This window comes from Bradyrhizobium sp. USDA 4341, from assembly GCF_054063755.1.
Genome location: NZ_JBSSGO010000002.1, coordinates 6,672,726 through 6,698,603 on the forward strand (window position 1 = coordinate 6,672,726; position 25,878 = coordinate 6,698,603).

The following is a 25,878-nucleotide window of genomic DNA, read 5'->3' on the forward strand; positions in this document are numbered from 1 at the left end:
CGGTGCCGGAATTCCTGTCGAAACCCGGATGGAAAAACCGGGTATCCAATCTGGCGAAAATAACGCTAGTTTGAAGACGCGTGCGCCGCTCGCGCCGCCGGAGGGCCCATGAAGATCGCCGTTGCCAAGGAAATCGATGCGTCGGAGCCGCGGGTTGCGGTTTCGCCCGATACCATCAAGAAGTTCAAGGCGCTGGGCGCCGAGGTCGCGGTCGAGCCGGGCGCGGGCGTCAAGTCGGGGCTGCCCGATTCGGAGCTTGTCGCGGCCGGCGCCACCGTCAGCGCCGACGCGCTCAAGGACGCCGACATCATCATCAAGGTGAAGCGGCCGGAGGCCTCCGAGCTGGCGAAGTACAAGCGCGGCGCGCTCGTGATCGCGATCATGGACCCCTACGGCAACGAGGCCGCGCTGAAGGCGATGGCCGATGCCGGCGTGTCGGCGTTTGCGATGGAATTGATGCCGCGCATCACCCGCGCCCAGGTGATGGACGTGCTGTCCTCGCAGGCCAACCTCGCCGGCTACCGGGCGGTGATCGAGGGCGCCGAAGCGTTCGGCCGTGCCTTCCCGATGATGATGACCGCCGCCGGCACCATTCCGGCCGCCAAAGTGTTCGTGATGGGCGTCGGCGTCGCCGGCCTGCAGGCGATCGCGACCGCGCGCCGGTTAGGTGCCGTCGTCACCGCGACCGACGTGCGCCCCGCCACCAAGGAGCAGGTGGAGAGCTTGGGCGCCAAATTCCTCGCCGTCGAGGACGAGGAGTTCAAGAACGCGCAGACCGCCGGCGGCTACGCCAAGGAGATGTCCAAGGAATATCAGGCCAAGCAGGCCGCGCTGACCGCCGAGCATATCAAGAAGCAGGACATCGTGATCACCACCGCGCTGATCCCGGGCCGTCCGGCGCCGAAGCTCGTCTCGGGCGAGATGGTCAAGTCGATGAAGCCGGGCTCGGTGCTGGTCGATCTCGCGGTCGAGCGCGGCGGCAATGTCGAGGGCGCGAGGCCCGGCGAGGTGGTCGAGACCGATGGCATCAAGATCGTCGGCTACACCAATGTCGCCGGCCGCGTTGCCGCCTCGGCCTCGAGCCTCTACGCGCGCAACCTGTTCTCGTTCATCGAGACGATGGTCGACAAGGCCAGCAAGGCGCTCGCGGTCAATTGGGACGACGAGCTGGTGAAGGCCACCGCGCTGACCAAAGACGGCGCCGTCATCCATCCCAACTTCCAGCCGAAGTAAGGAGAGAAGCCATGGAGCATCTCGCGCAGGCCGTCGATCCGTTCGTGTTCCGGCTGTCGATCTTCGTTCTTGCCGTGTTCGTCGGCTATTTCGTGGTGTGGTCGGTGACCCCCGCGCTGCATACCCCGCTGATGAGCGTGACCAACGCGATCTCCTCGGTGATCGTGGTCGGCGCGCTGCTCGCAGTCGGCGTCGGCATGGTGTCGAGCGGATCGGGCTGGGCCCGCGGCTTCGGCTTCGTGGCGCTGATCTTCGCCTGCGTGAACATCTTCGGCGGCTTCCTGGTCACCCAGCGCATGCTGGCGATGTACAAGAAGAAAGCCAAGTGAGCGGCGTGCACCTCGGGGTGACGAAGACAAAGGGGGACCTGAGATGAACGCCAATCTGGCTGCTGTTCTGTATCTCGTGGCGGGAGTGCTGTTCATCCTGTCGCTGCGCGGCCTGTCGAGCCCGGCATCGTCGCGCCAGGGCAATTTCTTCGGCATGATCGGCATGGCGATCGCGGTCGCCACCACGCTGGCGAGCCATCCGCCGGCCGACGGCGTCGCCTGGCTCTTGGTCATCGTCGCGATCGCGATCGGCGGCAGCATCGGCGCCGTGATCGCGCGCCGGGTGCCGATGACCTCGATGCCGGAGCTCGTCGCCGCGTTCCACTCGCTGGTCGGCATGGCCGCGGTGCTGGTCGCCGCCGGCGCGTTCTACGCCCCCGAGGCGTTCGATATCGGCACGCCCGGCAACATCCATCCGCAGAGCCTGGTCGAGATGTCGCTCGGCGTTGCGATCGGCGCCTTGACCTTCACCGGCTCGGTGATCGCGTTCCTGAAGCTGTCGGCCCGGATGAGCGGCGCGCCGATCATCCTGCCGTTCCGCCACGTCATCAACATCGTGCTCGCCCTGGCGCTGGTGTTCTTCATCGTCGGCCTGGTGATGAGCGGCAGCGCGCTCGACTTCTGGCTGATCACGATCATCGCGCTGGCGCTCGGCGTCTTGATGATCATCCCGATCGGCGGCGCCGACATGCCGGTCGTGATCTCGATGCTGAACTCGTACTCCGGCTGGGCCGCGGCCGGCATCGGCTTCACGCTCGGCAACTCGGCGCTGATCATCACCGGCGCGCTGGTCGGCTCGTCGGGTGCGATCCTGTCCTACATCATGTGCCACGCGATGAACCGCTCGTTCATCTCGGTGATCCTCGGCGGCTTCGGCGGCGAGACCGCGGCGGCCGGCGGCGGCTCCGGCGAGCAGAAGCCCGCCAAGCTCGGCTCGGCGGATGATGCCGCCTTCATCATGAAGAACGCCTCCAAGGTCATCATCGTGCCCGGCTACGGCATGGCGGTGGCGCAGGCCCAGCACGCGCTGCGCGAGATGGGGGATATCCTGAAGAAGGAAGGCGTCGAGGTGAAGTACGCCATTCACCCGGTGGCGGGGCGCATGCCCGGCCACATGAACGTGCTGCTGGCCGAAGCCAACGTGCCCTATGACGAGGTGTTCGAGCTCGAGGACATCAACTCGGAGTTCGCGCAGGCCGACATCGCGTTTGTGATCGGCGCCAACGACGTCACCAACCCGGCGGCGGAAGAGGACAAGACCTCGCCGATCTACGGCATGCCGGTGCTGCAGGTCTGGAAGGCCGGCACCGTGATGTTCATCAAGCGCTCGCTGGCGTCGGGCTATGCCGGCATCGACAACCCGCTGTTCTACCGCGACAACACCATGATGCTGCTCGGCGACGCCAAGAAGGTCACCGAGAACATCGTCAAGGCGATGTAGGGCGGGCGGCAAATGGCGCTGAACCGGGAGTGGCATCGAGACCATCGCATGCCGCTCCTCGCTACGCGCGAGCAGCGCATCAAGTGGCATGTCGCGCATGCGGTGGCGTGCGCGTGCCGGCCGATCCCCGACAGCATCAAGGCTGACGTCGAGAAGCTGCTCAAGCTTCGCAGCAAGACATAGCTGCGGCACCGGTGATGGCGCTGGCACTCGCAATCCTGAAATGGCTCATGATCGCCGCGGCCGTCGTCTATCTCGGCGGACTCGCGGTGCTGTACGTCAAGCAGCGCGAATTGCTGTTTCCGATCCCGCCGGTCGGGCGGACGGCGCCCGCAGCCGCCGGTCTTCCCGAAGCGGAGGAGCATGTCCTGACCGCGGCCGATGGCGAGAAGGTCATCGTCTGGCACGTGCCGGCGAAGCCGGGCCGGCCGGTCGTGCTGTTCTTTCCGGGCAATGGCGATTTCCTCGCCGGCCGCGTGGCACGCTTCAAGGCCATCACGGCCGACGGGACCGGGCTGGTGGCGTTGTCGTACCGCGGCTACGCCGGATCGAGCGGATCTCCGAGCGAGCAGGGGCTGCTGCAGGACGCCGCGGCCGCCTACGCGTTCACCACCGCGCGCTACCGCGCCGAGCAGATCGTGGCCTGGGGATTCTCTCTCGGCACCGGCGTTGCGGTCGCGCTCGCCGCCGAACACCCCATCGGCAGACTGATCCTGGAGGCACCTTATACCTCGACGGTTGACGTCGCCGGCGTGCTCTTCTGGTATGTGCCGGTCAGCCTGCTGATGCGCGATCAATTCCATTCCGACCGGCGAATCACCGGCGTCACGGCACCGCTCCTGATCATGCACGGCACCGACGATCCGGCGATCCCGATCCGCTTGGGCGAGCGGCTGTTCGGCCTCGCCCACGAGCCCAAGCAATTCGTCCGCCTGCCCGGCGGCGGGCACGACGATCTCGACAATTTCGGTGCGATGGATATCGCGAGGCGGTTTATCGGCGCCGCAAGAGGCTGACGGCGGCGATTGTCTGTCGCATAATCGAGGTCACCGAAGTGAGGGGACCCCACGATGAGCGCACACGGACCGATGCCACGGTCGGCCTGGCTGTATCCCGTTCTGGCGGTGCTGTTGTTTGCCGCGGTTTCCGCCTCCGGCTACAGCTTCGCGCCATCGGCGGGGGGCTGGGTGTTCGCGGCCGTGCTGCTGGTGATCCTGTTCGGCACCGTGTTTGCGGCCGTCCACCATGCCGAGATGATTGCCGAGCGGATCGGCGAGCCGTTCGGCACGCTGCTGCTGACGCTGGCGGTGACGGTCATCGAGGTGGCGCTGATCTCGACCATCATGCTGGGCGACACGCCGGCGCCGACCCTGGCACGCGATACCGTGTTTGCGGTGGTGATGATCGTCTGCAACGGCCTGGTCGGGCTCTGCATCTTCATCGGCGGCATCCGCTACCGCGAGCAGGATTTCCAGATCACCGGCGCCAACCTCTACCTCAGCGTGCTGTTCGTGCTCGCGACCATCACGCTCGACATGCCGAATTTCACGCTCACCGCGCCGGGCCCGATCTACTCCACGGCACAGCTCGCCGTGATCAGCGTCGTGACCCTGCTGCTTTATGCGGTGTTCCTCTACACCCAGACCATCCGCCACCGCGACTACTTCGTCAGCGGCGCCAATGAGGCGGCGGCGCATGGCGAGGTGATGTCGGACCGCATGACGGTGATCAGCGTTGCCCTGCTGCTGGTTTCGCTGCTGGCGGTGGTGCTGCTGGCCAAGAAATTCTCGTTGGTGGTCGATGTCGTCACCGTCAAGATCGGCGCGCCGCCAGCCTTTGCCGGTCTGGTCGTGGCGGCCCTGATCCTGTTGCCGGAGAGCGTTGCCGCGGTGTCGGCGGCGCGCAAGAACGACCTGCAGAAGAGCATCAACCTCGCGCTCGGCTCCTCGATCGCCACCATCGGGCTCACGGTTCCCGCGGTGGCGGTTGCCGCCTATGCGCTGGACAAGCAGCTGGTGCTCGGGCTCAGCAACCAGGATATGCTGATCCTGCTGCTCACCTTCATGGTCAGCATGCTCACCTTCGGAACCGGCCGCACCAACATCCTGTTCGGGCTCGTTCACATGGTGGTGTTCGCCGTGTTCGTGTTCATGGTTTTCGTGCCCTAATTGGAGAAGTGACGATGCTCAGCGCCAAATCGGATGTTCAGGTGGACACGGCGGAGGTCCGCGTGACCGAATGGCGGCTCGCGCCGGGCAGCGCCACCGGCCATCACACCCATGAGATGGACTACGTCATCGTTCCGATCACGGCAGGCGAGATGACGATCGTGGCGCCGAACGGCGAGCGCTCGAAGGCACAACTCGGCGCCGGCAGGTCCTATTTCCGCAAGGCCGGGGTCCAGCACGACGTGCTTAACGAGACGGCCAGCGAGATCGTGTTCCTCGAGGTCGAACTCAAGCCCTGACCCCGCCCAAGAACCTGGCCACGAACCCGGCAAGGAACCCTGCGCGCGCCGAATGGCAGGTCCGAGTCCGCGAAGCTGTGGAAATTCATAACCCGTTAACGGCTGCACGATGATCTAGAAGGCGGATGCGGCCTACGCAGGGGGCGCCTCCGCTGAAACCAAAGTGACACCAAAGGTGACGTCGGAACGGGGGTTTGCCACCGATCCGTCGCAGTTGATCCCTGAATGTGCCTCAAAGTTCCAGCATGAAATAACGGGGTGGGGAGTGGCAGGTCATGCTGAGTTACCTGAAGAAATTCGTGATGGACATCTTACCCTCGGTGGCAGCGACCATCATCGGGGCGTACATCGTCAATCATTACATCGTGGCCAAGCCGCAAGCGCCGGATGCCGCAGCCGTGACCGCCGCCGTGGATCCCAAGGCGGATCCGAAAGCCAAGCCCGCCGAAAAGTCCACCGTGGTCAGCAGCCTCCCGGAAGCCGGCGTGAAGGCCAAGGGCATGTCCGAGCGCACCCTGATCGAGCGGTCGGCGTCGGAGAAGGCCACCGTCACCGAGAAGCCCGCCGATTCCAAATCGGCTGATACCAAATCTGTCGACACCAAAGCTGATGCGCCGGCGGAGACGGCCAGCATCCCCGCCGACTCGCGCCATCATCCGGCAGCGCCGAAGGCGGTCGCGAAGGCTGCGCCCGCCGCGGCGCCGGTCGAGCCCGCCGTCACGCCGGAGGAAGCCCGCGATGCCAACGATCTTGCGCGTGCCGCCATCGAGCGGCTGCGCAAGGAGCGTCCGCAGGATGCTGCGCGGTCCCAGGATGCCGTGCGGTCCCTGGACGCTCGCAGCACCGATCTCGCCCGCCTGCCTGACCAGCAGCGTCCGGCGGCAGCCCCGGCGATCCGGCCGTTGCCGCCGCCGATCATGGTGTCGAACCCGTCCACCGACAATGCCGATCAAGCCGCGCAGCCGCGTCCGCCCTACGCCGCCAATGCCCAGGATGCGAATCGGCTGACGCCGCCGGCCGACATTCCGGTCCCGGTGTTGCAGGCCCCGCTCGACCTGCGCGCCGACGCTGCGATGCCGGCGCCGAAGAACGAGCGCACGTCGGTGACGGACGACGTGTTCTCCGGCATGAAGTCGATGTTCCACGCCGTCCTGCCGAAGTAACGCGCAGCACCGATCTACCGTTCTCGACGCATCGGCTTCGAGCGAAGCAGTATCCGCTTCGTTCGAAAGCGCGCTAGCCGCCGGTGCGCGCCAGCCCGCTGCGCGCGCTTCCGTCATTTGGCCGCAGCGCGAGCGCGCGATTGTAGGACGCCGCTGCCTTGGCCCTGTCGCCGAGCCGTTCATAGGCCTGGCCGCGCGCGCTCCACGCCGCAACATTGCTGGGATCGGCCTGCACGGCCTCGTCGAGGTCGGAGACGGCCTGCTTGGCCTTGTCGAGCGCGAGGTAGCTGGTGGCGCGGCCGACCAGCGGCTCGGCCTTCTGCGGCGACAGCCCGCTCGCCGCCGTGAAATCGTCGATCGCCTGCTGATGTTGGCCGCGGCCCAGATAGATCAGGCCACGGCCGTACAGCGCCTGGATGTTGTAAGGGTCGGCGGTCAGCGCCTGCTCGAATTCCGCCTGCGCCTCATCGACCTTGCCGGAATGCGCCAGCATCTGGCCGCGCGTGGCGTGATCCTTGGCGCTGTTGATGTCCTGTGGGGTGATGGTGTCGGCAGCAGGCTTGTCGGCAGCGGCAGCCTGTTTCGGCTTGTCGTCCGAGCCCCATGATCCCAGGTCGAAGGAACAGCCCCCGAGCGGCAGGCCGAGAACCACGGCCATGATGACGAGGTGCGAGGCACGACGGCGGTGCGCAGCTTCTGGGAGCGGGGAGCGGAGCGCCGGAACGGCCATCATGCAAAGTGCTCTTGCCGGTCGTTTTGCATGGGTACCCCGGAACACGGCTGGCTTCAAAACAACAACGCGGGCCCGTGGCCCGCGCTGTTAGACTTCCATATCGGCAAAACGGTTCAGCGCGGTCCGCGACCGGCGCCTGCACCACCGGGACGGCCGCCACGGTCGCCACCGGGACCAGCGCCGAACACCGGCTTCGGCTTCATCGGCAGCAGGCCTTCGCGCTGCAGCTTCTTGCGCGCCAGCTTGCGTGCGCGGCGCACGGCTTCGGCCTTTTCGCGAGCCTTCTTCTCAGAGGGCTTTTCGTAGTGACCGCGGAGCTTCATCTCGCGGAAAATGCCCTCGCGCTGCATCTTCTTCTTCAGCGCCTTCAGGGCTTGGTCGACATTGTTATCGCGGACGAGAACCTGCACGCGGCATCCTCTTTTGAATTGATCGGTTCGGAATTCTGGCGAGGTAAAGCGGCGGCAAAAGGCCTGCCTCTTAACCCTAGGCGCGCGCATGTATCAGACAAACGCGCAGATGTCCACCGGTCGAGTGACTTTAGGGCCTAGTAAAGCCACGAAATGGGGCGAAAATGCCTTCGTGCGGCCCTGATTTGGGTGGTTTGGCGCCAGGATCGGGGCCGCTCCCGGAGTTTCAGATAACCCGGACATTGGAAATAGGGGAGATGCCACATGGACATGAAGAAATACGCGGCCGAACTGATCGGTACGTTCTGGCTCACATTCGCTGGCTGCGGCAGCGCGGTGATCGCGGCCGGCTTTCCGCAGGTCGGGATCGGCCTGGTCGGCGTGTCATTGGCCTTCGGGCTCAGTGTGGTGACCATGGCCTATGCGATCGGCCATATTTCGGGTTGCCACCTCAACCCGGCCGTGACGGTCGGGCTCGCCGCGGGCGGGCGTTTCCCCGGCGGCCAGGTGCTGCCCTACATCATCGCGCAGGTCGCCGGCGCTATCATCGCGGCCTGGCTGCTCTATGTGATCGCCAGCGGCGCCCCCGGCTTCGACGTGACCAAGGGCTTCGCCTCCAACGGCTATGACGCGCACTCACCGGGCCACTACAGCATGGTGGTGTGCTTCATCACCGAAGTGGTGATGACCATGATGTTCCTGTTCATCATCATGGGATCGACCCACGGCAAGGCGCCCGCCGGCTTCGCGCCGCTCGCCATCGGCCTCGCGCTGGTGATGATCCATCTGGTCAGCATTCCCGTCACCAACACCTCGGTGAACCCGGCGCGCAGCACCGGGCCGGCTCTGTTCGTCGGCGGCTGGGCGCTGGGGCAGCTCTGGATGTTCTGGGTCGCGCCGCTGATCGGCGGCGCGCTCGGCGGCGTGATCTATCGCTGGCTCAGCGACGAGCCGACCGGCATCGTCGCCGGCGTCAAGACCGCATGATCCGCCAGAGCGTTTTCGAGCGAAGTGGACGCCGGTTCGCGTGAAGAAAACGCGTCAAAGCACAAACTAGAGCATCGGTTCTGATTCAATCAGAGCCGATGCTCTAATGGGATCGTGGCCGCCACGATCCCATTTCCATCGATGAGTCGAAGGCGGCTGCCGGTGTGGAATTAATTACGGCTTGCGGGTCGGCGTCACTTCGGTGACGTGCCCCATCTTGCGGCCAGGGCGCGGCGTGCCCTTGCCGTACAGATGCACGGTGGCGCCGGGAACGGTGAGCCACTGCTCATAGCTCAGGATGTCGTCGCCGATCAGGTTGGTCATGGTGACATCGCCGTGGCGCACCGGCTTGCCCAGCGGCCAGCCGGCGATCGCACGGATGTGCTGCTCGAACTGTGAGATCGAGGCGCCGTCGAGCGTCCAGTGGCCGGAATTGTGTACGCGCGGCGCGATCTCGTTGACCAGCACAGTCGGTGTGTCCGTGCCTGTTACCACGAACATCTCCACCGCGAGCACGCCGACATAGTCGAGCGCCGCGGCGATCTTTTCGGCGATCGCCCGCGCCTGCGCCGCAAGCTCGTCGGGGATCGCGGCCGGCGCGCGGGAAAATTTCAAAATGTGGTCGCGGTGCTCGTTCTCGGTGACGTCGAAGCACTCGACCTCGCCGGAAGCCGAGCGCGCCGCGATCACCGAGATCTCGCGCTCGAACGGCACGAAGGCCTCGAGGATGGCCGATTTGGTGCCGAGGTCCTGCCAGACCTGCTCGAGGTCGTCGCCGGCGCGGATGATGGCTTGGCCCTTGCCGTCATAGCCGAAGCGGCGGGTCTTGATCACGGCAGGCAGGCCGATCCGCTCGATCGCTGCGCGCAGCGTGGCGACCGATGAGACGTCGGCATAATCGGCGGTGCCGATCCCGAGCTTGCTGACGAAATCTTTCTCGATCAGCCGGTCCTGCGTGGTCTCGAGGATCTTCTGTGCGGGCAGGACCGGACGGCGCGCGGCGAGCACCATCGCGGTCGCAGCCGGCACATTCTCGAATTCATAGGTGACGACGTCGACGTCGTTGGCGAACAGCTCGAGCGCCTCGACGTCGGCATATTCCGCGCAGGTCGCGTTCTGCACCACGTCGAAGGCCGGCGAGTCCGGATCCGGCGAAAACACCTGGCAGCGGAGCCCGAGGCGCGCGGCGGCAAGCACCAGCATCCGGCCCAATTGTCCGCCGCCGAGGATTCCAATGGTGTCGCCCGGCTTCAGCTTCACGAGGTTCGAAGCCGTCACGCCGCGCCCTCCGGATGCTCCTTGACCGCATCGGTCTGCTGCTTGCGCCAGGCAGCAAGGCGAACCGACAATGCAGGATCGTTGAGCGCAAGGACGCTCGCCGCGAGCAACGCGGCATTGATCGCACCGGCCTTGCCGATCGCCAGCGTCCCGACCGGGATGCCGGCCGGCATCTGCACGATCGAGTACAGCGAATCGACGCCGGACAGCGCCTTCGACTCGACGGGAACCCCGAACACCGGAAGCTCCGTCAGCGCGGCCGCCATGCCCGGCAGATGCGCGGCACCGCCGGCGCCGGCGATGATCACCTTGTGCCCGGCCGCCTTGGCGCCCTTGGCAAAGGCATAGAGCCGGTCGGGGGTGCGGTGCGCCGAAACGATGCGCGTTTCGCAGGCAATACCCAGCGCGGCCAGGGTCTCGGCGGCATGGCGCATGGTCTCCCAGTCGGACTGGCTTCCCATGATGATGGCGATCGGAGCGGTCATCTCTTCAATTCTGTGCAGGAATCCAAAAGCATAGGCCGGATTATAGGGGCGGCCCGGGCGTCATCCAAGGCGTGGCAAGGGAGTTAGAATGGACTATCCTGTCTTGGTGAATCCCGGCAAGCCTTCATAAGCAGGCCTCAACAAGGATGCGCATGAAGAAGAAGACGACGGCGGCGGCCTCCGGGGCGGCAAAACGACGAAAAGGCGCGCCCGCCGCGCGCAAATCCGAACCCGGCAGGACGGCAACAAAGGGGACTGGAACCAAAGCGGCTGGAACCGAAGCTTCCACGCGGGGCGCGGTCGCGTCCGGCGACAAATCCACGATCCGCAGGTTGCGGGCGCAGCTGGCGCGGGCCCAGGCCCGGATCGAGGAGCTGCAGGCCTCCGCCGAGACCGACTTCCTGCTCGACATACTGAACCGGCGCGGCTTCGAGCGCGAGCTCGTCCGTTCGCTCTCCTTCATCAAGCGTTATCAGGCCTCCGGCGCGCTGATCGTGCTCGACGTCGATCGCCTCAAGCCGATCAACGATGCGTTCGGGCACGCGGCAGGTGACGAGGTGCTGAAGACGATCGTCGCCGCGATATCGGACCAGGTGCGCGCCTCCGACGTGATCGGCCGTCTCGGTGGCGACGAGTTCGCGGTGCTGCTGTGGAATCTCAGCGAGACCGATGCCCGCGCCAAGGCCGCTGCGCTGGAAGAGGCGATCGACCGCCTGACCTTCGTGTTTCGCGGCAGCCGCGTCTCCGCGGGCGCTTCCGCTGGTGTTGCGATCCTCACCGCACATTCGGATGCCGATCGCGTGCTCGATGAGGCCGATCGTGCGATGTATGTGCGCAAGGCGCAGCGGCGCCATGAATTCTGAAAGTTACAGCGCGCTCAGATCCTCCGGCACATTGCCGTAGGCCCGCAGCAGCTTGGCATCGCCGAATTCGCCGATCGCGGGATCGCCGGTGCGGCTGAACGCGACGGCGCCGATGCTGCCGGGCATCCGCGACATCGTCTCCGCGCGGCGCAGCGCGATCGCCGAGCTCTGGCATTCCTCGGCACTGCCGGCGACCGGCGTGCCGTCGTCGTCCTGCATGAATGGCAGCGCCACGTAGTAGGTCACGTCAGCCATTGCTGTGCTCCCTGAAGATCAGGCGGCGTCGCTCGCCGCATGGGTTCGCGCCGGCACGCAGCCGGCCGCGATCGCGGCCTGCAATTCCTCGAGCTCGGCTTCGAGATATTCGTTGGCCATGATCAGCGCCTTGATGGTGCTGCGCAGGTTGCCGTCGCACATCGCGATCGCCTGATCGCAGGCCTGCTCGTAGCGGCTGTTGTCGGGCAGGGAAGGCGGTGCGGACATGGCGAAACTCCCTCTGGTGGCTGGCGGCTGGATCGGCATGTTCTTATTTTGTTCTTTTGGAGTCAAGCGCCGAAAAGCACGCCCGCGTCCGTTGCCGCGAACGTGAAGCCGGTCGGGCGCTGTGGATGACGGGGAAAACGCCGCCGGACCTGAACCAGCGGGCCGCCGAACCGCAGAGACGGGCGTCAGGCGATGATGTCGGGCGTGATCTGATCTTCGATGAAGGCGATGCGGTCGCGCAATTGCAGCTTCCGCTTCTTCAAGCGTTGCAGCATCAAGAGATCCGGCGCCGGCGATTGATGCAGCGCGTCGATCGCGGCATCGAGGTCGCGGTGCTCTTGTTGCAGACGCGCAAGCTCGGCGAGGAGTTCGCGCTCATCCTGATCGTTCATGGTTGTGTATTGACTGGTAAGCACGACGAGGTTGTTGCGGCCGAAGCAGCCGCTCGCCGGAATATCCTCCCTGAGCGCGCGCGGCGCAAGCCGAACCGGTTCCATAGTCACGATTAGTTACAGATAAACCGAAATGAGTGCGTGCGGCATTTCGCGTCCCCTATCGACAGCATCGCCCACTCGTGTAGACTTATTGGTCCGGATCGAACCTGAGGTTTAACGCACCGAGGAGTGTTCGCAATGGCAATACAGGCCCATCTCGTTGAGCTGGAGCGTAAGCACAAAATACTCGAGAACGAACTGCACGAAGCACTCGTTCACCCCTCCGTAGACGATCTCCACATTTGCGAGCTCAAGCGCCGCAAGTTGATGGTCAAGGATCAAATCGAGCGGTTGAGACTTTCCGCCGACGACACGGTCCACTAAGCCGGTTCCTCCGCAAATTTGCAAATAGTCTGGCCTTTTACCGAGGGATGAACGCCGCGGCGCGCATCCCCCGGGAGGTCATGCTGCATTTGCTCAGAGCTCTGCCAGCTCGCCGACATGGTCGGCGACCGCTAGCGATGACGTCAGTCCGGGCGATTCGATCCCGAACAGGTTGATCAGGCCCGCGACGCCGTGATCGGCCGGTCCCTGGATCAGGAAATCCTGGGTGGCGACCGCCGGCGGCACGATCTTGGGCCGGATTCCCGAATAGCTCGGCATCAGCGCCCCGTCCGGCAGGGTCGGCCAGTATTTCCGGATCGCCGGATAGAACCGCTCGGCCCGATCAGGGTCGACGGCGTAATCGATGTGATCGATCCATTCGACGTCGGGGCCGAACCTCGCCTGTCCGGCCATGTCGAGCGTCAGGTGCACGCCGAGCCCGCCGGGCTCCGGCACCGGATAGATCAGGTGCGAGAACGGCGCCCTGGCGCTGCAGCTGAAGTAATTGCCCTTGGCCAAATAGGCCGTTGGAATCAACTCGATCGGCATGCCCTCGACGTTGCGCGCGACGGCCGTTGCGCCGAGGCCGGCGGCATTGACCAGGAGATCGCAGGCCAGCGTCATGGGCGCCGCGCCGCCGGCTTCGATCTCGAACCCGTTGGCCGTGGCCCTGGCGTGGAGCAGCGGCGTATGGAAGGCGAATGCCGCTCCGGCCGCCTCGGCGTCGCCGCGCAGCGCCAGCATGTAGGCATGGCTGTCGATGATCCCGGTGGAGGGCGATAGCAGCGCCGCGTCGCAGTTCAGTGCCGGCTCCAGCGCGCGTGCCGCCTCGCCGGACAATAGCTGCATGTCGTCGACGCCGTTGGCCTCGGCATGGGCCCGGATCGACTGCAGTTTTTCGGTCTCTTTGGCCGTCGTGGCGACGATCAGCTTGCCGCAATTCTTGTGCGGGATGCCGTGCTCGGCGCAGTAACGATAAAGCGCCCGCTTGCCGCTGACGCACATCCGCGCCATCAGGCTGCCGGCCCGGTAGTAGATGCCGGCGTGGATCACCTCGCTGTTTCGCGACGAGGTCACCGTGCCGATCGCCTCGGCCTCCTCGATCACAATCACTTCGCGGCCGGCCTGTGCCAGCCGGCGCGCCACCGCGAGGCCGATCACCCCCGCACCGACGACCACACAATCAACCCTGTCCATCTCGTCCTTCAGGTCCGAACATTTCCGCGCAGCCACGCCGTTGCCGCCAACATCGTTCAGCCGATCCCATCGTTTTGGGCAAGTGCTTATTAGGCAAGTGCTTGGGCCATCTCAAATAGTTGGGGAGCCATGCCCTGTTAGGGCAGCATTAATCATGTCAGGGCAATTGCCGTACATTAAGTGGCATTTCCCGGTTGCATCCCTATGCGTTTACCCGATCCAAACCGCCGGAGCCGGACACTCGCCCCGGTAATCCGCGGGTGATTGATGGCTGGCAGGAAGTGGCAGGCGGGCGGGAAGAATTCGATTCCGGCAAGGGCCGTCCTTTGCCTGATCGCAGCCGTCGTGCCGGTCGGTGCAGCCCGGGCAGCCTCCGCTTCCTTCGCACCGTCGACCTACCTTGGTGACCTCGATCCCGGCGTGGTCTGGGAGCTCCTGATCGGCAGCGTGGTGGTTGCGTCCTTCCTCGGCGCGGTCGGGCTGTGGATCCTTTCGGCCCTGCGCAAGGCCAAGCGCGCGCAACTGCGGCGCAACGCCTTCGTGTCGTCCCGCCCTCAACCATCTGAACCAGGGCGTGGTGATGACCGATGCGCGTGAGCGCATCGTGTTCTGCAACGACCGCTATCTCGACATCTACGGCCTGTCGCGCGCCGACATCAGGCGCAACATGACCGGCACCGAGCTATTGGAGCTGCGCCGCGACCGCGGCGTGCTCGACATCAGCGCCGAGGATTTCTTCGCCAGGGCCGCAGCGCCCGATGGGCTGGTCACCGAACTGCCCGGCGGCCGGTCGGTGCTGGTGAAATATTTTCCGCTGCCGAACGGCGGCTCGGTCGCGACCCATCTCGATTGCACCGACCAGCGCAAGCTGTCGCGCAAGCTCGCCTCGACCACGCAATTCCTCGAATCCGTACTCGACAACGTCCCGGTCTGCGTCGCGGCCAAGAACATCGAGGACGGCCGCTACATCTTCGCCAACCGCGCGTTCGAGCGCTTCTCGCGCTTCTCGCGCGATCACATCGTGGGCAAGCGCGCCGACGAGATCTTCCGTCCCGAGACCGCTGTCAGCATCGACACCGCCGACCGCGCCGCGCTGGACGCGCCGGAAGGCTATCACCGCAGCGAATTCCTCGTCGAACGCGGCTCGGAGAGGCGCATCCTGGCGTCGAACCGCGTGATCGCCCGCAACGAGGCCGGCGATCCGGAATTCCTGATCGCGCTGTTCGAGGACGTCACCGACCGCCGTTCGCTGTCGCGCGAGCTCGAGAACAACAGGAAATTCCTCGAGCTTGTGGTCGACAACATCCCGGTCTCGCTGATCGTGCAGCGCGTCAGCGACGGCCGCTATCTGCTGGCCAACCGCAGCGCCGAGACGATCCTCAACCGCCGCCGCGAGGACGCCGCCGGGCTCACCGCTTCCGACATCTTCAATGCGCGTGAAGCCAAGCTGATCGTCGCCCGCGACGAGGCTGCGATCAGGAAGCGCAGCATGATCGCCGAGGAGCACCCGATCTCGACCAAGGACGGCCTGCGGCTGTTCCTGACCCGCCGCATGACCGTGCTCGACGACCATGGCGAGCCGCAATATCTGATCAAGACCCATGAGGACGTCACCGATCGGCGCCAGACCGAGTCGCGCATGGCGCACATGGCCTACCATGACGGCCTGACCGATCTGCCGAACCGCGCCGCCTTCCTGCAGGCGCTGACCCAGATGATCGAGGCCTGCGACGGCACCGACGAGGAGTTCGCCGTACTCTGCGTCGACCTCGACGGGCTGAAGGAGATCAACGACGTCTACGGCCACGCGATGGGCGACAAGGTGCTGATCGAAGTCGCGCAGCGCTTGCAGACCGTGGCGCGCGGCGGCGTGGTTGCGCGGCTGTCCGGCGACGAATTCGGCCTCATCATCGACGGCCAGCAGCCGGCCGCCGGCATTGCGCTGGCCGAGCAGGCCGCCGAGGCGTTGGGTGAGGATTTCGCGATCGACGGCAAATCGGTGCGCACCGGCCTCACCACCGGCATCGCGGTGTTCCCGCACGACGGATCCGACGCCGCCTCGCTGCTGGCCAATTCGGGCGCGGCGCTGTTCCGCGCCAAGGCCAAGTCGCGCGGCACGATCTCGATCTTCGAGCCGGAGATGGACCAGCAGATCCGCGATCGCCGCGTGCTGCATCAGGAGCTGTCAGTCGCGATCAAGAACGGCGAATTGTCGCTCTACTACCAGCCGCAGGCGGCCACCGGCGCGAGCGTTGCGGGCAGCCAGATCATCGGCTTCGAGGCGCTGGCGCGCTGGCACCATCCGCAGCGCGGCTTCGTGCCGCCCAGCGACTTCATTCCGCTCGCGGAAGAAAGCGGCCTGATCGTCGAAATGGGCGAATGGATTTTGCGCGAAGCCTGCCGTGAGGCGGCCTCCTGGGCGGTGCCGATGCAGATCGCGGTGAACCTGTCGCCGGCGCAGTTCACCCATGGCGACCTCGTCGGACTCGTGCATTCGATCCTGCTCGAGACCGGGCTGACGCCCGATCGCCTCGAGCTCGAAATCACCGAAGGCGTGCTGATCGAGGATTTCGACCGTGGCCTGTCGCTGCTGCGGCGGCTGAAGGCGCTCGGCGTGCGCATCTCAATGGATGATTTCGGCAGCGGCTATTCCTCGCTGAGCTATCTGCAGGCGTTTCCGTTCGACAAGATCAAGATCGACCGCGCCTTCGTCATCAATCTCGGCCGCAATCCGCAATCGGCCGCGATCGTCCGCGCGGTCATCGATCTCGGTCACGGCCTCGAAATGTCGATCGTCGCCGAAGGCGTCGAGACCGAGGGGCAGCTCAGTTTCCTCTCCGAGGAAGGCTGCGACGCGGTGCAGGGCTATCTGATCGGCAGGCCGGCCCCGATCGGTCAATTTGCCGCGCTGGTCGGCGGCGACCGGCTGGCCGAAACCGTGCGCAGGGCCGGCTAAATCGGCCTGAACCGCCGGACTGGCCCGGCCGGCGGCGCTTGCCATCCGTGGCGCGTCCGGTTAAATCTCGGCCCACCACAACATTCTTGCCGAGAAAGGAGGGCTGCGTCGTGGCGACATTCATCGATCACCACCTCAGGCGTGGCCCCGTCAACGCCCTGCAAATGCGTTTGCAGGGCTGACCGGAAACTCGGGTAAAATCTCTTCCTGGTCTGCCCTTCGTGGCCGTGCGGCGTCGAACGTTTGAGCGTTCGCGCCTGCATTTGAATCCCTCGCCGCGCACCGACACGCACATCCGATGATGGCTGGACGCCTCTGGATGATGTCGTGATTGCCGGCAAGACCAGAGAATTGATCGTGACCCTCATCGATGTACGCAATCTCGGCGTGACGCTGAACGCGCCGCTGTTTTCCGAACTGAATTTTGTCGTCAATGCCGGCGACCGGATCGGCCTCGTCGCCGCCAACGGCCGCGGCAAATCCACGCTGCTGCGCTGCATCGCAGGCAGCATGGAGTCCAATGAAGGCGACATCACCCGCGCGCGTGGCCTTACCGTCGGCCATATCGAGCAGGATGCGCCGCCGAGGCTGCTGGATACCCCGTTCCATGCCGCTGTGCTCGAGGCGCTTCCCGGCGAGCAGCGCGCCGGCGAGAGCTGGCGGGTCGACGTCGCCTTGCAATCGCTCGATGTGCCCGAGGAGCTGTGGGCGCGACCGCTGAAACAATTGAGCGGCGGCTGGCTGCGGCTTGCGCTGCTCGCCCGTGTGCTGGTGACCGAGCCCGACGTGCTGCTGCTCGACGAGCCGACCAACCATCTCGACCTCGCCAAGATCGGCCGGCTTGAAGCCTGGCTGAATGCGCTGCCGCGCGAGATGCCGGTGGTGATCGCAAGCCACGATCGCGCCTTCCTCGATGCGACCACCAACCGGACGCTGTTCCTGCGCCCGGAGCGGTCGCAGCTGTTCGCGTTGCCCTACACCGCGGCGCGCGCGTCGCTCGACGAATTCGATGCCTCGGACGAGCGGCGCTTTCAGCGCGACATGAAGGCCGTCCGGCAACTCCGGCAGCAGGCCGCCAAGCTCAACAACCTCGGCATCAACTCCGGCAGCGACCTTCTGCTGTCGAAGACCAAGCAGTTGAAGCAGCGCGCCGAGAAGCTCGAAGAGACGGCGAAGCCGGCCCATGTGGAACGCTCGGTCGGAACGATCCGGCTCGCCAACCGCGACACCCATGCCAAGGTTCTGATCAGGCTGAACAACGCCGCGATCGCGACCCCCGACGGCAGGCCGTTGTTCAGGACCGGCCAGCAGTTCATCTGCAAGGGCGACCGGATCGCGCTGCTCGGGCCGAACGGCGCGGGCAAGACCCGGTTCGTCGCGGCGCTGCGGCTGGCAATCGAGACCCCCGAAGCCGCGGCTGCCGAGATTCGGGCCACCGAGTCGCTGGTGCTTGGCTATTGCGATCAGGCGCTGGCCGATCTGGTGGACAGCGACACGCCGATGCGCATGCTGACGCGGCGTTTCGAGGTCGGCGATCAGCGGGCGCGCGGCCTGCTCGCCGGCGCCGGGCTCTCGATCGAGATGCAGGGCCGTCCGATCGGGCGGCTGTCGGGCGGGCAGAAGGCCCGTCTCGGCATGCTGGTGCTACGGCTTACCCAGCCGAACTTCTATCTGCTCGACGAGCCGACCAACCACCTCGACATCGAGGGCCAGGAGGCGCTGGAGGAGGAACTGATGGAGCAGCAGGCCAGCTGCCTTCTGGTGTCGCACGACCGCCAGTTCGTGCGGACGGTCGCCAACCGGTTCTGGGTGATCGAAGGCAAGAAGCTGATCGAGGTCGATGGCCCCGAACACTTCTTTGCCTCGGTCGGTGCGGACTAGCGATGGAGTCAGATTGGATAGCCGTCGCGAAGACAGTGTGCCTCTCCCGCTTGCGAGGCCGTCGCAGGAGGAGCGCTGCCAAAATATCGAAAACAACCCCATGCAAAGTAGCCGGTGGCGGCCGGCGTTCGAGCAGGCTACTTGACACGTCGGGCAACTCAGGGGCATTATTCTAATATTCCGAAATCATGCAGACATGCGCTCACCCCGCAAGCGGGAGAGGTGGAGTATGCCGTGAGACCGCTTCACCCAGACATCATGTCGTTAAGCGCTACGCCTTGACGCAATTTGGGTGCGAATACGTATTCCGTTCGCATTGAAATGCGATAGGCGTTGTCTATGGCGGACTGTGACGTCGCGATCATCGGCGGTGGCCTCAACGGCACGAGCATTGCGCGTGATGCGGCCGGCCGTGGCCTGCGCGTGATCCTGCTGGAGCAGGGCGATCTCGGCTCCGGCGCGTCGCAGGCCTCGCCGCGGCTGGTCCATGGCGATCTGGCCGGGCTGGAACGGCGCGAGTTCTTCCGCGTCCGCAGGGCGCTGAAGGAGCGTGATGTGTTGCTGCGCATTGCGCCGCATCTGGTGCGGCCGGCGCGCTTTGCCATCCCGGCGCATGCCGACGAACGGCCGCCGTGGCAATTGCGGTCGTTGCTGCTGCTCTACGAGCGGTTGGCCTCGCGCAGCGGCCTGCCGCGCTCGACGACGCTGGATGTCACCCACCATCCGGTCGGCAATGCGCTGAAGCGGCCGTTCGGAACCGCGTTCGAATATTCCGACTGCGTCGTCGACGATTCGCGGCTCGTCGTGCTCAACGCGGTGGATGCCGCGGCGCGCGGCGCCGATATCCGCACGGGTGCGCGCGTGACGCGGGCCGAGCGCGGCGAGACCTGGCGGCTGGTTACGATCGACCGCGGCTATCGCCGGGTGATCGCGGCGCGGTCGCTGGTCAACGCGACCGGCGCATGGACCGCCTCCGTCGCCGACACCGTGTTGCGCGTGCCGGCGCCACCGCTTGCGACCGTGCAGATCAGCCAGATCGTGGTGCGCCGTCTGTTCGACTGCGACAACGTCTATGCGTTCCAGCACTCCGACGGACAATTGATCTTCGCCAGCCCCTATGAGCGCGATTTCACCCTGATCGGCAGCATCAGTCATCCCTTCAAGGGCGATCCCGCCATTGTCGCGATGGGGGTGCGTGAAGTGGCCTATCTCTGCGACGCAGCCAATCGCTATTTTCGCGAGCAGATCACCCCGGCCGATGTGCTGCGAACAATTTCCGGCGCCAATTCCGTCGTCGCGCCCGCGCGCCGGCGCATCAGCGATGGTGCCGCATCGCTTGATTATCGTCGCGGCAAGGCGCCGCTGCTCACCATCTTCGGTGGCGATGTCACCACCTCGCGGCGCCGCGCCGAGCGAGCGGTCTCGGAATTCACGCGATTCTATCCGATGACGCCGCGCTGGACCGCAACAGTGCCGCTGCCGGGCGGCGAATTTGCGTGGCAGCGCTTTGAGACCGAGGTCGACATCGCGCGCGACCGCTGGCGCTTCCTCAGCGAGGCGCAGGCGCGGCGGCTGGTGGCCGCCTACGGGTTGAACGTGAAGGACATCCTGGGTGATGCGAAGGAGAAGGCCGATCTCGGCCCGGCCTTCGGCCCGGAGCTGACTGGAGCTGAGGTGCGCTACCTCATGCGCAAGGAATGGGCGCGCTTTCCCGACGATATCCTGTGGCGCCGCTCCAAGCTCGGCCTGACCATGCCGCAAGCCGATCAGGATGCGCTTGCGGCGTTCATGGCGAAGGCGGTTTAAGGTTCGGCTATTGCCGCGCCGCCTCCTGCGACCAGGCGAAATCGCGCTTGGATGGACGGCGATGCAGCCGCTCCGAGATCAGGCTCGTCGCTTGCCGGCCTTGGCCGGCGCGCAGGCAGGCGACGATGAAGGTGTCCTCCCACAATTCGCGTTGCGCATGGCTGCCGCCGATCCGCACCAGCTCGGGCATCAGCGGCGCAAGGATGCGCACGGCGCGCTCATGGTCGCCGGCGGCGAAGGCGGCAACGCCCCGGCCGAGCCCGATCGCGGCAGGGCCGGGTGCCAGTTTGCCGTCGGCGTCGCGCGCCGCCATCTCTGCCAATCGCGTCTCCAGCGCATCGTTGTTGGTCGTGGCCGCGACCAGCGCATGGTGCACATCGGCGAAATGCGCGCCGGCCTTCGGGAAAAATCCATCGCCATAGGCGGCGACATCCTTCCAGTGCGGCTCGAGGCCGGTCTTGCCGGCGACTGACAGCCGCCACAGCAGCGAGGCCGTGTCGGTGTAGATATTGAGCGGCGGATAGGGCCGGCCCGCCGGCTTGATGTGCTGCTCGTAAATGGCGAGCGCGCCGTCGGCGTCGCCCTCCTCGATCGCGATCAGAGCGAGGTGCCAGGCGAGATGGCCCTGCAGGAAGCTGGTGCGATCATTCGCCGGCAGCCATGCGGAGAGGAAGCTGCGGCCTTCCGCCGCGTCGCCTTGCTCGAACAGCGCATGCGCCACCGCGTGCGCGGCGCCGGCGTTCTCCGGCTTCAGCGCATAGCCGCGCTCGGTGACGGCACGGCCCGAAACGACATCACCGGCTTCGGTCTTGGACCAACCGAGATAGGTGAGGAACCACCAATCGTCGCCATAGTCGCTGGCGTAGCGTTCGGAGATCGCGAGGCGCGCGGCGTCATGGTCGGAGCGGCCGGAGAAGGCGTAGAGGCCGAAGGCGCCGAGCAACAGCGAGAGCACCTGCGCATCGCGCGGATATTCGGTGAGATGCTGTTCGGCCGCTGTCATCGCCTTCTTGCCCTGGCCCTCGATCACGGACGCGATGATCTCGATGTGCTGGCGCTCGCGCGGGCTCGCGGCCGCCGCGCGCTGCCGTGCATCGCTTGCCTTGGCGCGGGCCGCGGCGCCTTCCATGTTGAGTTGGTGGACGCGGGCACGGCCGAGATGGGCCAACGCGAAGTCCGGATCTTCGGCGATCGCCGCCTCGAACGCTGAGTCGGCGCCGTGCAGCGCCGCCAGCATGCGATCGACGCCGTCGACATAGTATGCGGCGGCACGGTCCGAGGTGGTGGTCAGCGGCAGGCCGTAGCGGTCGCAAATCATCGGTTGTCCTCCCGAGCTTTGCCGCGAAGTCTAGGGCATGTACTCATAAAGGCAACGAGCCCCTTCGGGGCTTACGTCTGGTTAGCCTTCAACAGCACCGCAAGAGCGGACATCGCCGGAGGTCCGAGTTGGGCCAAGAAGCGACATTCGGCGAAATGGGAGAGGTCGCCAACAGAGGTTGGCTTACAAAATAGAAACGTCTCAGTTTGATGTGGTACTCTTGAATGAAGGTCGCGAGTATCGTTGCGGAAAGAGCCAGCGCGATAATTGGGCTGCCAATCTGCTTCCAGGCGACCTTACAGCACCGGGGACACCGAGCTAAGCGATGACGGGAAAGACTTTCAGCATCCAAATACCAGAGGCGCACTTCACACTATTTGACGCAGAGCGTGATGGGCTACCGGAAGTCATTGTCGTGAACGACGCCTTGCTGGCGTTCCCACACCCTGAGCTATTTCCATGGCACTTACGTGTCCGCCTTTTGATCGAAGAGACGGTCCAAAACGGAATGCCAAGCCCGACCGAGAGCAAACTCCTATTCGAGATCGGAGATGCTATTGAAGCCGCCGTATTGTACGGCTGTACACAGCTGGGAGCAAAGAACGCCCTCTTCTTGGCCCGCAGCACGTGGAATGAGGTGCGAGAGCTGCTGTTCCAAGTTCACGATCCGGAAATCGCCGACGCCGCCCTTCGGCATCTTCTCAAATCGAGGAACTGGCCTCGAGAATGGGAATACCGGATGCATGAAGATGCGCAATGGAAAGAAGCCGCATACGTCTTTGCTCTATTTCCGTTAGCCCGCGGTAACGATGCTTGACCGGCGAGATCGACTGGGGGGAATCCGGTCCAGCGCGCGCAGCACTTTCGCACTTACCAGCTGTGAGGTCGGCTAAGGGTCAAAAGCGGTAAGGTTCAGACTGGGCAGTGCCTTCTGGTTTGTACCTCAAAGCCGACGCAACGCGTTGGTGAGTACACACCCTGCCAGGGGCGCTGACGTCGACAATATTGCGGGAGATGTCCGTGGGGCGGTTGAGCCGGTGGCGATCCGCCGCTAGCTTGCCGCCAGGATTGGACCTTGCGGGGAATCGGGGCTTCTTGACGTGACATCGGGCGAAGCGAGTGGGGAGGCGGCAAAGCCGTTGCCTGAACCGGCCGTCTCGGACATGCCGCTGCTGCGGATCGAGGGCGTCGCCAAGTCGTTCGGTAATTTCCGCGCGGTCGACCGGCTCTCGCTCGACGTCCGCGCCGGCGAGTTCTTCGCGCTGCTCGGCCCGAGCGGCTGCGGCAAGACAACGCTGCTGCGTATGCTCGCAGGCTTCGAGACCCCGGACGAGGGCCGCATCCTGCTCGGCGGCAACGACATCGCCCAGGTGCTGCCGCATGAGCGGCCCGTCAACATGATGTTCCAGAACTACGCGCTGTTCCCGCATCTGTCGGTGCGCGACAACGTCGCCTTCGGCCTGAGGCGCGCCGGCATGGCGCGTCGCGATATCGCGACCCGCGTTGCCGAGATGGTGGCGCTCGTCAAGCTTGAGGGGCTCGAGAAGCGCAAGCCCGACCAGCTCTCCGGCGGACAGCGGCAGCGCGTCGCGCTGGCGCGCTCGCTGGCGCGCCGCCCGCAGGTGCTGCTGCTCGACGAGCCGCTCGCCGCGCTCGACAAGAAGCTGCGCGAGAGCACGCAAGGCGAGCTGATGGAGCTGCAGCGCCGGCTCGGGATGACCTTCATCATCGTCACTCACGATCAGGAGGAGGCGATGACGATGGCCGGCCGGATCGGGGTGATGGATGCCGGCCGTCTGGTCCAGGTCGCCACCCCGCGCAATCTCTATGAGGCGCCGGCGTCGCGCTGGATCGCCGGGTTCGTCGGCGACATCAATCTGTTCAACGGCCAGGTTGCCGCCCGCGAGAATGGACGGTTGACGGTCTCGACCGCGGAAGCAGGCACGCTCGCGGTCAGCGAGCTGTGGCCGCCGGTGACCAAGGAGGTCGTCAGCGTCGCGATCCGCCCCGAGAAGGTCAAGCTGTCGCGCCGCGCACCGGCCTTGGACGCGGGTGCATCGCAGACGATCAACCGGCTGGAGGGCGTCGTCACCGACGTCAACTATCTCGGCGGCGTGACGAGCTACCGGGTGAAGCTGGAGACGGGCGCGGTGGTGCGCTCGTCGATGGCCAACACCGCGCGGCTCGATGTCGACGCCTATCTCGCCGGCCAGCGGGTGGTGGCGTGGTTCACCGCCGACGACTGCCTGGTGCTCGAGCAATGAGCGCGCGCCGCATCTTCGCCCGGCCGGCGCGGCTCGCCGCGATCGCGCCCTATCTCTGGATGGTGCTGTTCTTCCTGGTGCCGTTCGGCTTCGTGCTGAAGATCAGCCTGTCGCAGACCGCGATCGCGCAGCCGCCCTATACGCCGGTGTTCGATTTCACGGAAGGCCGCGCGGCGCTGGCGGCCGCCTTTGCGCAATTGTCGTTCGATAATTTCCGCCTGCTGCTGCAGGACAATCTGTACATCCTGTCCTATCTGCGCAGCCTCGTCGTCGCCGTGACCTCGACGCTGATCCTGCTCCTGATCGGCTATCCCATTGCCTACGGCATGGCGCGGCTGCCGCAGCGCTGGCAGGGCGTGGCGATGATGCTGGTCATCGTGCCGTTCTGGACCTCGTTTTTGATCCGGATCTATGCCTGGATCAACATCCTGCAGCATGACGGCCTGCTCAACCAGATCCTGCTGGCGCTGCATATCGTGTCCGTGCCGGTGGTCTGGCTGTCGACCGACAGCGCGATGTATCTCGGCATCGTCTATTCCTATCTGCCGTTCATGATCCTGCCGCTCTATGCGACGCTCTCGAAGATGGATGCGTCGCTGCTGGAGGCCGCGGGCGACCTCGGCGCCTCGCCGCTGCAGGCGTTCTGGCTGGTGACGTTCCCGCTGTCGCTGCCGGGCGTCGGCGCCGGCGCGCTGCTCTGCTTCATTCCGATTGTCGGCGAGTTCGTGATCCCCGATCTGCTTGCCGGCTCCAACTCGCTGATGATCGGGCAGACGCTGTGGCTCGAGTTCTTCACCAACAAGGATTGGCCGGTGGCGTCAGCCGCGGCGGTCGCATTGTTGCTGCTGCTGGTGCCGCCGCTCGTGCTCTATGACCGCCTGCAGCGCCGCCAGCTCGAGAGTAATCGCTGATGACTGGCAACGTCACCAGGTTGACGCGCTTCAACATGACGTCGCTGGCGCTCGGGCTTGCGTTCCTTTATCTGCCGATCGTCATCCTGGTGATCTACTCCTTCAACGCCTCGCGGCTGGTGACTGTGTGGGGCGGCTGGTCGCTGCGCTGGTACCACGAGTTCTTTAGCGATCGCGCCATGCTGGAGGCGGCGTGGATGAGCCTGTCGGTCGCCGCGGTGTCGGCGACGCTGGCGACATTGCTGGGCACGCTGGCGGCGGTCGGGCTGGCGCGCGGGGAGCGGTTCCGGGGGCGGGCGCTGTTCTCCGGCATGCTGTATTCGCCGCTGGTCATGCCGGAGGTGATCTCCGGCCTGTCGCTGCTGCTGCTGTTCGTGGCGCTGAATGCCGAACGCGGCTTCTGGACGGTGACGATCGCCCACACCACGCTGACGATGTGCTTCGTCACCGTCGTGGTGCAGTCGCGCCTGGCCACCCTCGACCGCAGCCTGGAGGAGGCCGCGATGGACCTCGGCTGCGATCCGGTGCGCGCGTTCCTCCTGGTGACGCTGCCGCTGATCGTGCCGGCGATCATAGCCGGCTGGATGCTGGCCTTCACGCTGTCGCTCGACGACGTCGTGATCGCGAGCTTCACCACCGGTCCCGGTTCGGCGACGCTGCCGATCCGCATCTATTCCGAGGTCCGGCTCGGCGTGAAGCCCGAGATCAACGCGATCTGCACGCTGGTGATCGCGCTGATCGCGGTGATCATCGTGGTCGCCTCGTTCGCCTCGAAACTGTCGAGCGCGCGCAGCGAGAGCGCCGCGCCGCTCTAGAGCTTCGGTTCTGATCTCAGAACCGAAGCTCTAGATTCCT

At 65.5% G+C, this 25,878-nt stretch carries 26 protein-coding genes and 1 pseudogene; 18 read left to right on the top strand and 9 right to left on the bottom strand.

The genetic code is table 11. The annotated features are described in order from the left end of the window. The first annotated feature begins 108 nt into the window (after nucleotides 1–108). From ACVIGB_RS37490 to ACVIGB_RS37525, 8 genes are all read left to right on the top strand, one after another. Nucleotides 109–1,233, top strand: a complete 1,125-nt coding sequence (locus ACVIGB_RS37490) for a Re/Si-specific NAD(P)(+) transhydrogenase subunit alpha (RefSeq protein WP_342713340.1) — start codon at nucleotides 109–111, stop codon at nucleotides 1,231–1,233. An 11-nt stretch (nucleotides 1,234–1,244) separates the two neighbouring features. Next, entirely contained in the window at nucleotides 1,245–1,562 is a 318-nt protein-coding gene (locus ACVIGB_RS37495; RefSeq protein WP_016841609.1) for a proton-translocating transhydrogenase family protein, read from the top strand. 43 nt (nucleotides 1,563–1,605) lie between these two features. Beyond that, the gene (locus ACVIGB_RS37500; protein WP_092116272.1) at nucleotides 1,606–3,003 is read left to right on the top strand and encodes an NAD(P)(+) transhydrogenase (Re/Si-specific) subunit beta; all 1,398 of its coding nucleotides are present in this window, start codon (nucleotides 1,606–1,608) and stop codon (nucleotides 3,001–3,003) included. A gap of 48 nt (nucleotides 3,004–3,051) precedes the next feature. Then, nucleotides 3,052–3,186, top strand: a complete 135-nt coding sequence (locus ACVIGB_RS37505) for a hypothetical protein (protein ID WP_456718900.1) — start codon at nucleotides 3,052–3,054, stop codon at nucleotides 3,184–3,186. A gap of 14 nt (nucleotides 3,187–3,200) precedes the next feature. Then, nucleotides 3,201–4,019, top strand: a complete 819-nt coding sequence (locus ACVIGB_RS37510) for an alpha/beta hydrolase (protein WP_456718899.1) — start codon at nucleotides 3,201–3,203, stop codon at nucleotides 4,017–4,019. Nucleotides 4,020–4,073: 54 nt separating this feature from the next. Beyond that, complete coding sequence (locus tag ACVIGB_RS37515) at nucleotides 4,074–5,171, top strand: calcium:proton antiporter (RefSeq protein WP_456718898.1); 1,098 nt, start codon at nucleotides 4,074–4,076, stop codon at nucleotides 5,169–5,171. A 14-nt stretch (nucleotides 5,172–5,185) separates the two neighbouring features. Next, nucleotides 5,186–5,470, top strand: coding sequence for a cupin domain-containing protein (locus ACVIGB_RS37520; protein WP_092123500.1), 285 nt, complete (start codon nucleotides 5,186–5,188; stop codon nucleotides 5,468–5,470). Nucleotides 5,471–5,745: 275 nt separating this feature from the next. Further along, complete coding sequence (locus ACVIGB_RS37525) at nucleotides 5,746–6,633, top strand: hypothetical protein (protein ID WP_456718897.1); 888 nt, start codon at nucleotides 5,746–5,748, stop codon at nucleotides 6,631–6,633. Between the two features lie 73 nt (nucleotides 6,634–6,706). On the opposite strand, the gene ACVIGB_RS37530 is transcribed toward ACVIGB_RS37525, so the two are convergent. Both ACVIGB_RS37530 and rpsU read right to left on the bottom strand, forming a co-directional pair. Beyond that, nucleotides 6,707–7,366, bottom strand: coding sequence for a tetratricopeptide repeat protein (locus tag ACVIGB_RS37530; protein WP_456718896.1), 660 nt, complete (start codon nucleotides 7,364–7,366; stop codon nucleotides 6,707–6,709). A 113-nt stretch (nucleotides 7,367–7,479) separates the two neighbouring features. Continuing rightward, on the bottom strand, nucleotides 7,480–7,776 hold the full coding sequence (rpsU, locus tag ACVIGB_RS37535; RefSeq protein ID WP_021078544.1) for a 30S ribosomal protein S21: 297 nt from the start codon (nucleotides 7,774–7,776) through the stop codon (nucleotides 7,480–7,482). Between the two features lie 264 nt (nucleotides 7,777–8,040). Between rpsU and aqpZ the strand changes: the two genes are divergently transcribed. Next, nucleotides 8,041–8,763, top strand: a complete 723-nt coding sequence (gene aqpZ / locus ACVIGB_RS37540) for an aquaporin Z (RefSeq protein WP_092123506.1) — start codon at nucleotides 8,041–8,043, stop codon at nucleotides 8,761–8,763. 174 nt (nucleotides 8,764–8,937) lie between these two features. On the opposite strand, the gene ACVIGB_RS37545 is transcribed toward aqpZ, so the two are convergent. Then, on the bottom strand, nucleotides 8,938–10,041 hold the full coding sequence (locus tag ACVIGB_RS37545; RefSeq protein ID WP_456724982.1) for a 5-(carboxyamino)imidazole ribonucleotide synthase: 1,104 nt from the start codon (nucleotides 10,039–10,041) through the stop codon (nucleotides 8,938–8,940). Next, nucleotides 10,038–10,526: a 5-(carboxyamino)imidazole ribonucleotide mutase gene (gene purE, locus ACVIGB_RS37550; protein ID WP_456749276.1), complete on the bottom strand. Its 489-nt coding sequence runs from the start codon at nucleotides 10,524–10,526 to the stop codon at nucleotides 10,038–10,040. Before purE ends, ACVIGB_RS37545 begins: the two co-directional genes overlap by 4 nt. A 146-nt stretch (nucleotides 10,527–10,672) precedes the next feature. On the opposite strand from purE, the gene ACVIGB_RS37555 reads away from it, so the two are divergent. Next, nucleotides 10,673–11,389 (top strand): GGDEF domain-containing protein, encoded by a 717-nt coding sequence (locus ACVIGB_RS37555; protein WP_456718895.1) that lies wholly within the window; start codon nucleotides 10,673–10,675, stop codon nucleotides 11,387–11,389. Between the two features lie 3 nt (nucleotides 11,390–11,392). Here ACVIGB_RS37555 and ACVIGB_RS37560 read toward each other — a convergent pair whose 3' ends face one another. The 3 genes from ACVIGB_RS37560 to ACVIGB_RS37570 all read right to left on the bottom strand — a co-directional run bounded on the left by ACVIGB_RS37560 (nucleotide 11,393) and on the right by ACVIGB_RS37570 (nucleotide 12,264). Beyond that, the gene (locus tag ACVIGB_RS37560) at nucleotides 11,393–11,644 is read right to left on the bottom strand and encodes a hypothetical protein (RefSeq protein WP_050422668.1); all 252 of its coding nucleotides are present in this window, start codon (nucleotides 11,642–11,644) and stop codon (nucleotides 11,393–11,395) included. 18 nt (nucleotides 11,645–11,662) lie between these two features. Further along, a complete protein-coding gene (locus tag ACVIGB_RS37565; protein WP_092123514.1) occupies nucleotides 11,663–11,872 on the bottom strand; it encodes a hypothetical protein in 210 nt (69 codons plus the stop codon). Between the two features lie 185 nt (nucleotides 11,873–12,057). Beyond that, nucleotides 12,058–12,264, bottom strand: a complete 207-nt coding sequence (locus ACVIGB_RS37570) for a YdcH family protein (protein WP_024583705.1) — start codon at nucleotides 12,262–12,264, stop codon at nucleotides 12,058–12,060. 240 nt (nucleotides 12,265–12,504) lie between these two features. On the opposite strand from ACVIGB_RS37570, the gene ACVIGB_RS37575 reads away from it, so the two are divergent. Next, the gene (locus tag ACVIGB_RS37575; RefSeq protein ID WP_050422666.1) at nucleotides 12,505–12,690 is read left to right on the top strand and encodes a YdcH family protein; all 186 of its coding nucleotides are present in this window, start codon (nucleotides 12,505–12,507) and stop codon (nucleotides 12,688–12,690) included. Nucleotides 12,691–12,783: 93 nt separating this feature from the next. On the opposite strand, the gene ACVIGB_RS37580 is transcribed toward ACVIGB_RS37575, so the two are convergent. Continuing rightward, nucleotides 12,784–13,923 carry an NAD(P)/FAD-dependent oxidoreductase gene (locus tag ACVIGB_RS37580; protein WP_456718894.1) on the bottom strand — a complete coding sequence of 380 codons (1,140 nt, stop codon included), beginning with the start codon at nucleotides 13,921–13,923 and terminating at the stop codon, nucleotides 12,784–12,786. Nucleotides 13,924–14,154: 231 nt separating this feature from the next. Between ACVIGB_RS37580 and ACVIGB_RS37585 the strand changes: the two are divergent. From ACVIGB_RS37585 to ACVIGB_RS37595, 3 genes and pseudogenes are all read left to right on the top strand, one after another. After that, nucleotides 14,155–16,843, top strand: a pseudogene (locus tag ACVIGB_RS37585) (sensor domain-containing protein). A 357-nt stretch (nucleotides 16,844–17,200) separates the two neighbouring features. Further along, complete coding sequence (locus ACVIGB_RS37590) at nucleotides 17,201–18,724, top strand: ABC-F family ATP-binding cassette domain-containing protein (RefSeq protein ID WP_456718892.1); 1,524 nt, start codon at nucleotides 17,201–17,203, stop codon at nucleotides 18,722–18,724. A 339-nt stretch (nucleotides 18,725–19,063) separates the two neighbouring features. Further along, a complete protein-coding gene (locus ACVIGB_RS37595; RefSeq protein ID WP_456718891.1) occupies nucleotides 19,064–20,530 on the top strand; it encodes a glycerol-3-phosphate dehydrogenase in 1,467 nt (488 codons plus the stop codon). Between the two features lie 7 nt (nucleotides 20,531–20,537). Here ACVIGB_RS37595 and ACVIGB_RS37600 read toward each other — a convergent pair whose 3' ends face one another. After that, the gene (locus tag ACVIGB_RS37600) at nucleotides 20,538–21,767 is read right to left on the bottom strand and encodes a tetratricopeptide repeat protein (protein ID WP_456724981.1); all 1,230 of its coding nucleotides are present in this window, start codon (nucleotides 21,765–21,767) and stop codon (nucleotides 20,538–20,540) included. Nucleotides 21,768–22,173: 406 nt separating this feature from the next. Here ACVIGB_RS37600 and ACVIGB_RS37605 point away from each other — a divergent pair, with 406 nt between their 5' ends. The 4 genes from ACVIGB_RS37605 (at nucleotide 22,174) to ACVIGB_RS37620 (ending at nucleotide 25,838) form a co-directional block, all read left to right on the top strand. After that, nucleotides 22,174–22,665 carry a DUF695 domain-containing protein gene (locus ACVIGB_RS37605; RefSeq protein WP_456718890.1) on the top strand — a complete coding sequence of 164 codons (492 nt, stop codon included), beginning with the start codon at nucleotides 22,174–22,176 and terminating at the stop codon, nucleotides 22,663–22,665. Between the two features lie 346 nt (nucleotides 22,666–23,011). Further along, nucleotides 23,012–24,112: an ABC transporter ATP-binding protein gene (locus tag ACVIGB_RS37610; RefSeq protein WP_244549992.1), complete on the top strand. Its 1,101-nt coding sequence runs from the start codon at nucleotides 23,012–23,014 to the stop codon at nucleotides 24,110–24,112. Further along, entirely contained in the window at nucleotides 24,109–25,023 is a 915-nt protein-coding gene (locus ACVIGB_RS37615; protein WP_456718889.1) for an ABC transporter permease, read from the top strand. Before ACVIGB_RS37610 ends, ACVIGB_RS37615 begins: the two co-directional genes overlap by 4 nt. Beyond that, complete coding sequence (locus tag ACVIGB_RS37620; RefSeq protein ID WP_456718888.1) at nucleotides 25,023–25,838, top strand: ABC transporter permease; 816 nt, start codon at nucleotides 25,023–25,025, stop codon at nucleotides 25,836–25,838. Before ACVIGB_RS37615 ends, ACVIGB_RS37620 begins: the two co-directional genes overlap by 1 nt. The last annotated feature ends 40 nt before the right edge of the window (nucleotides 25,839–25,878 follow it).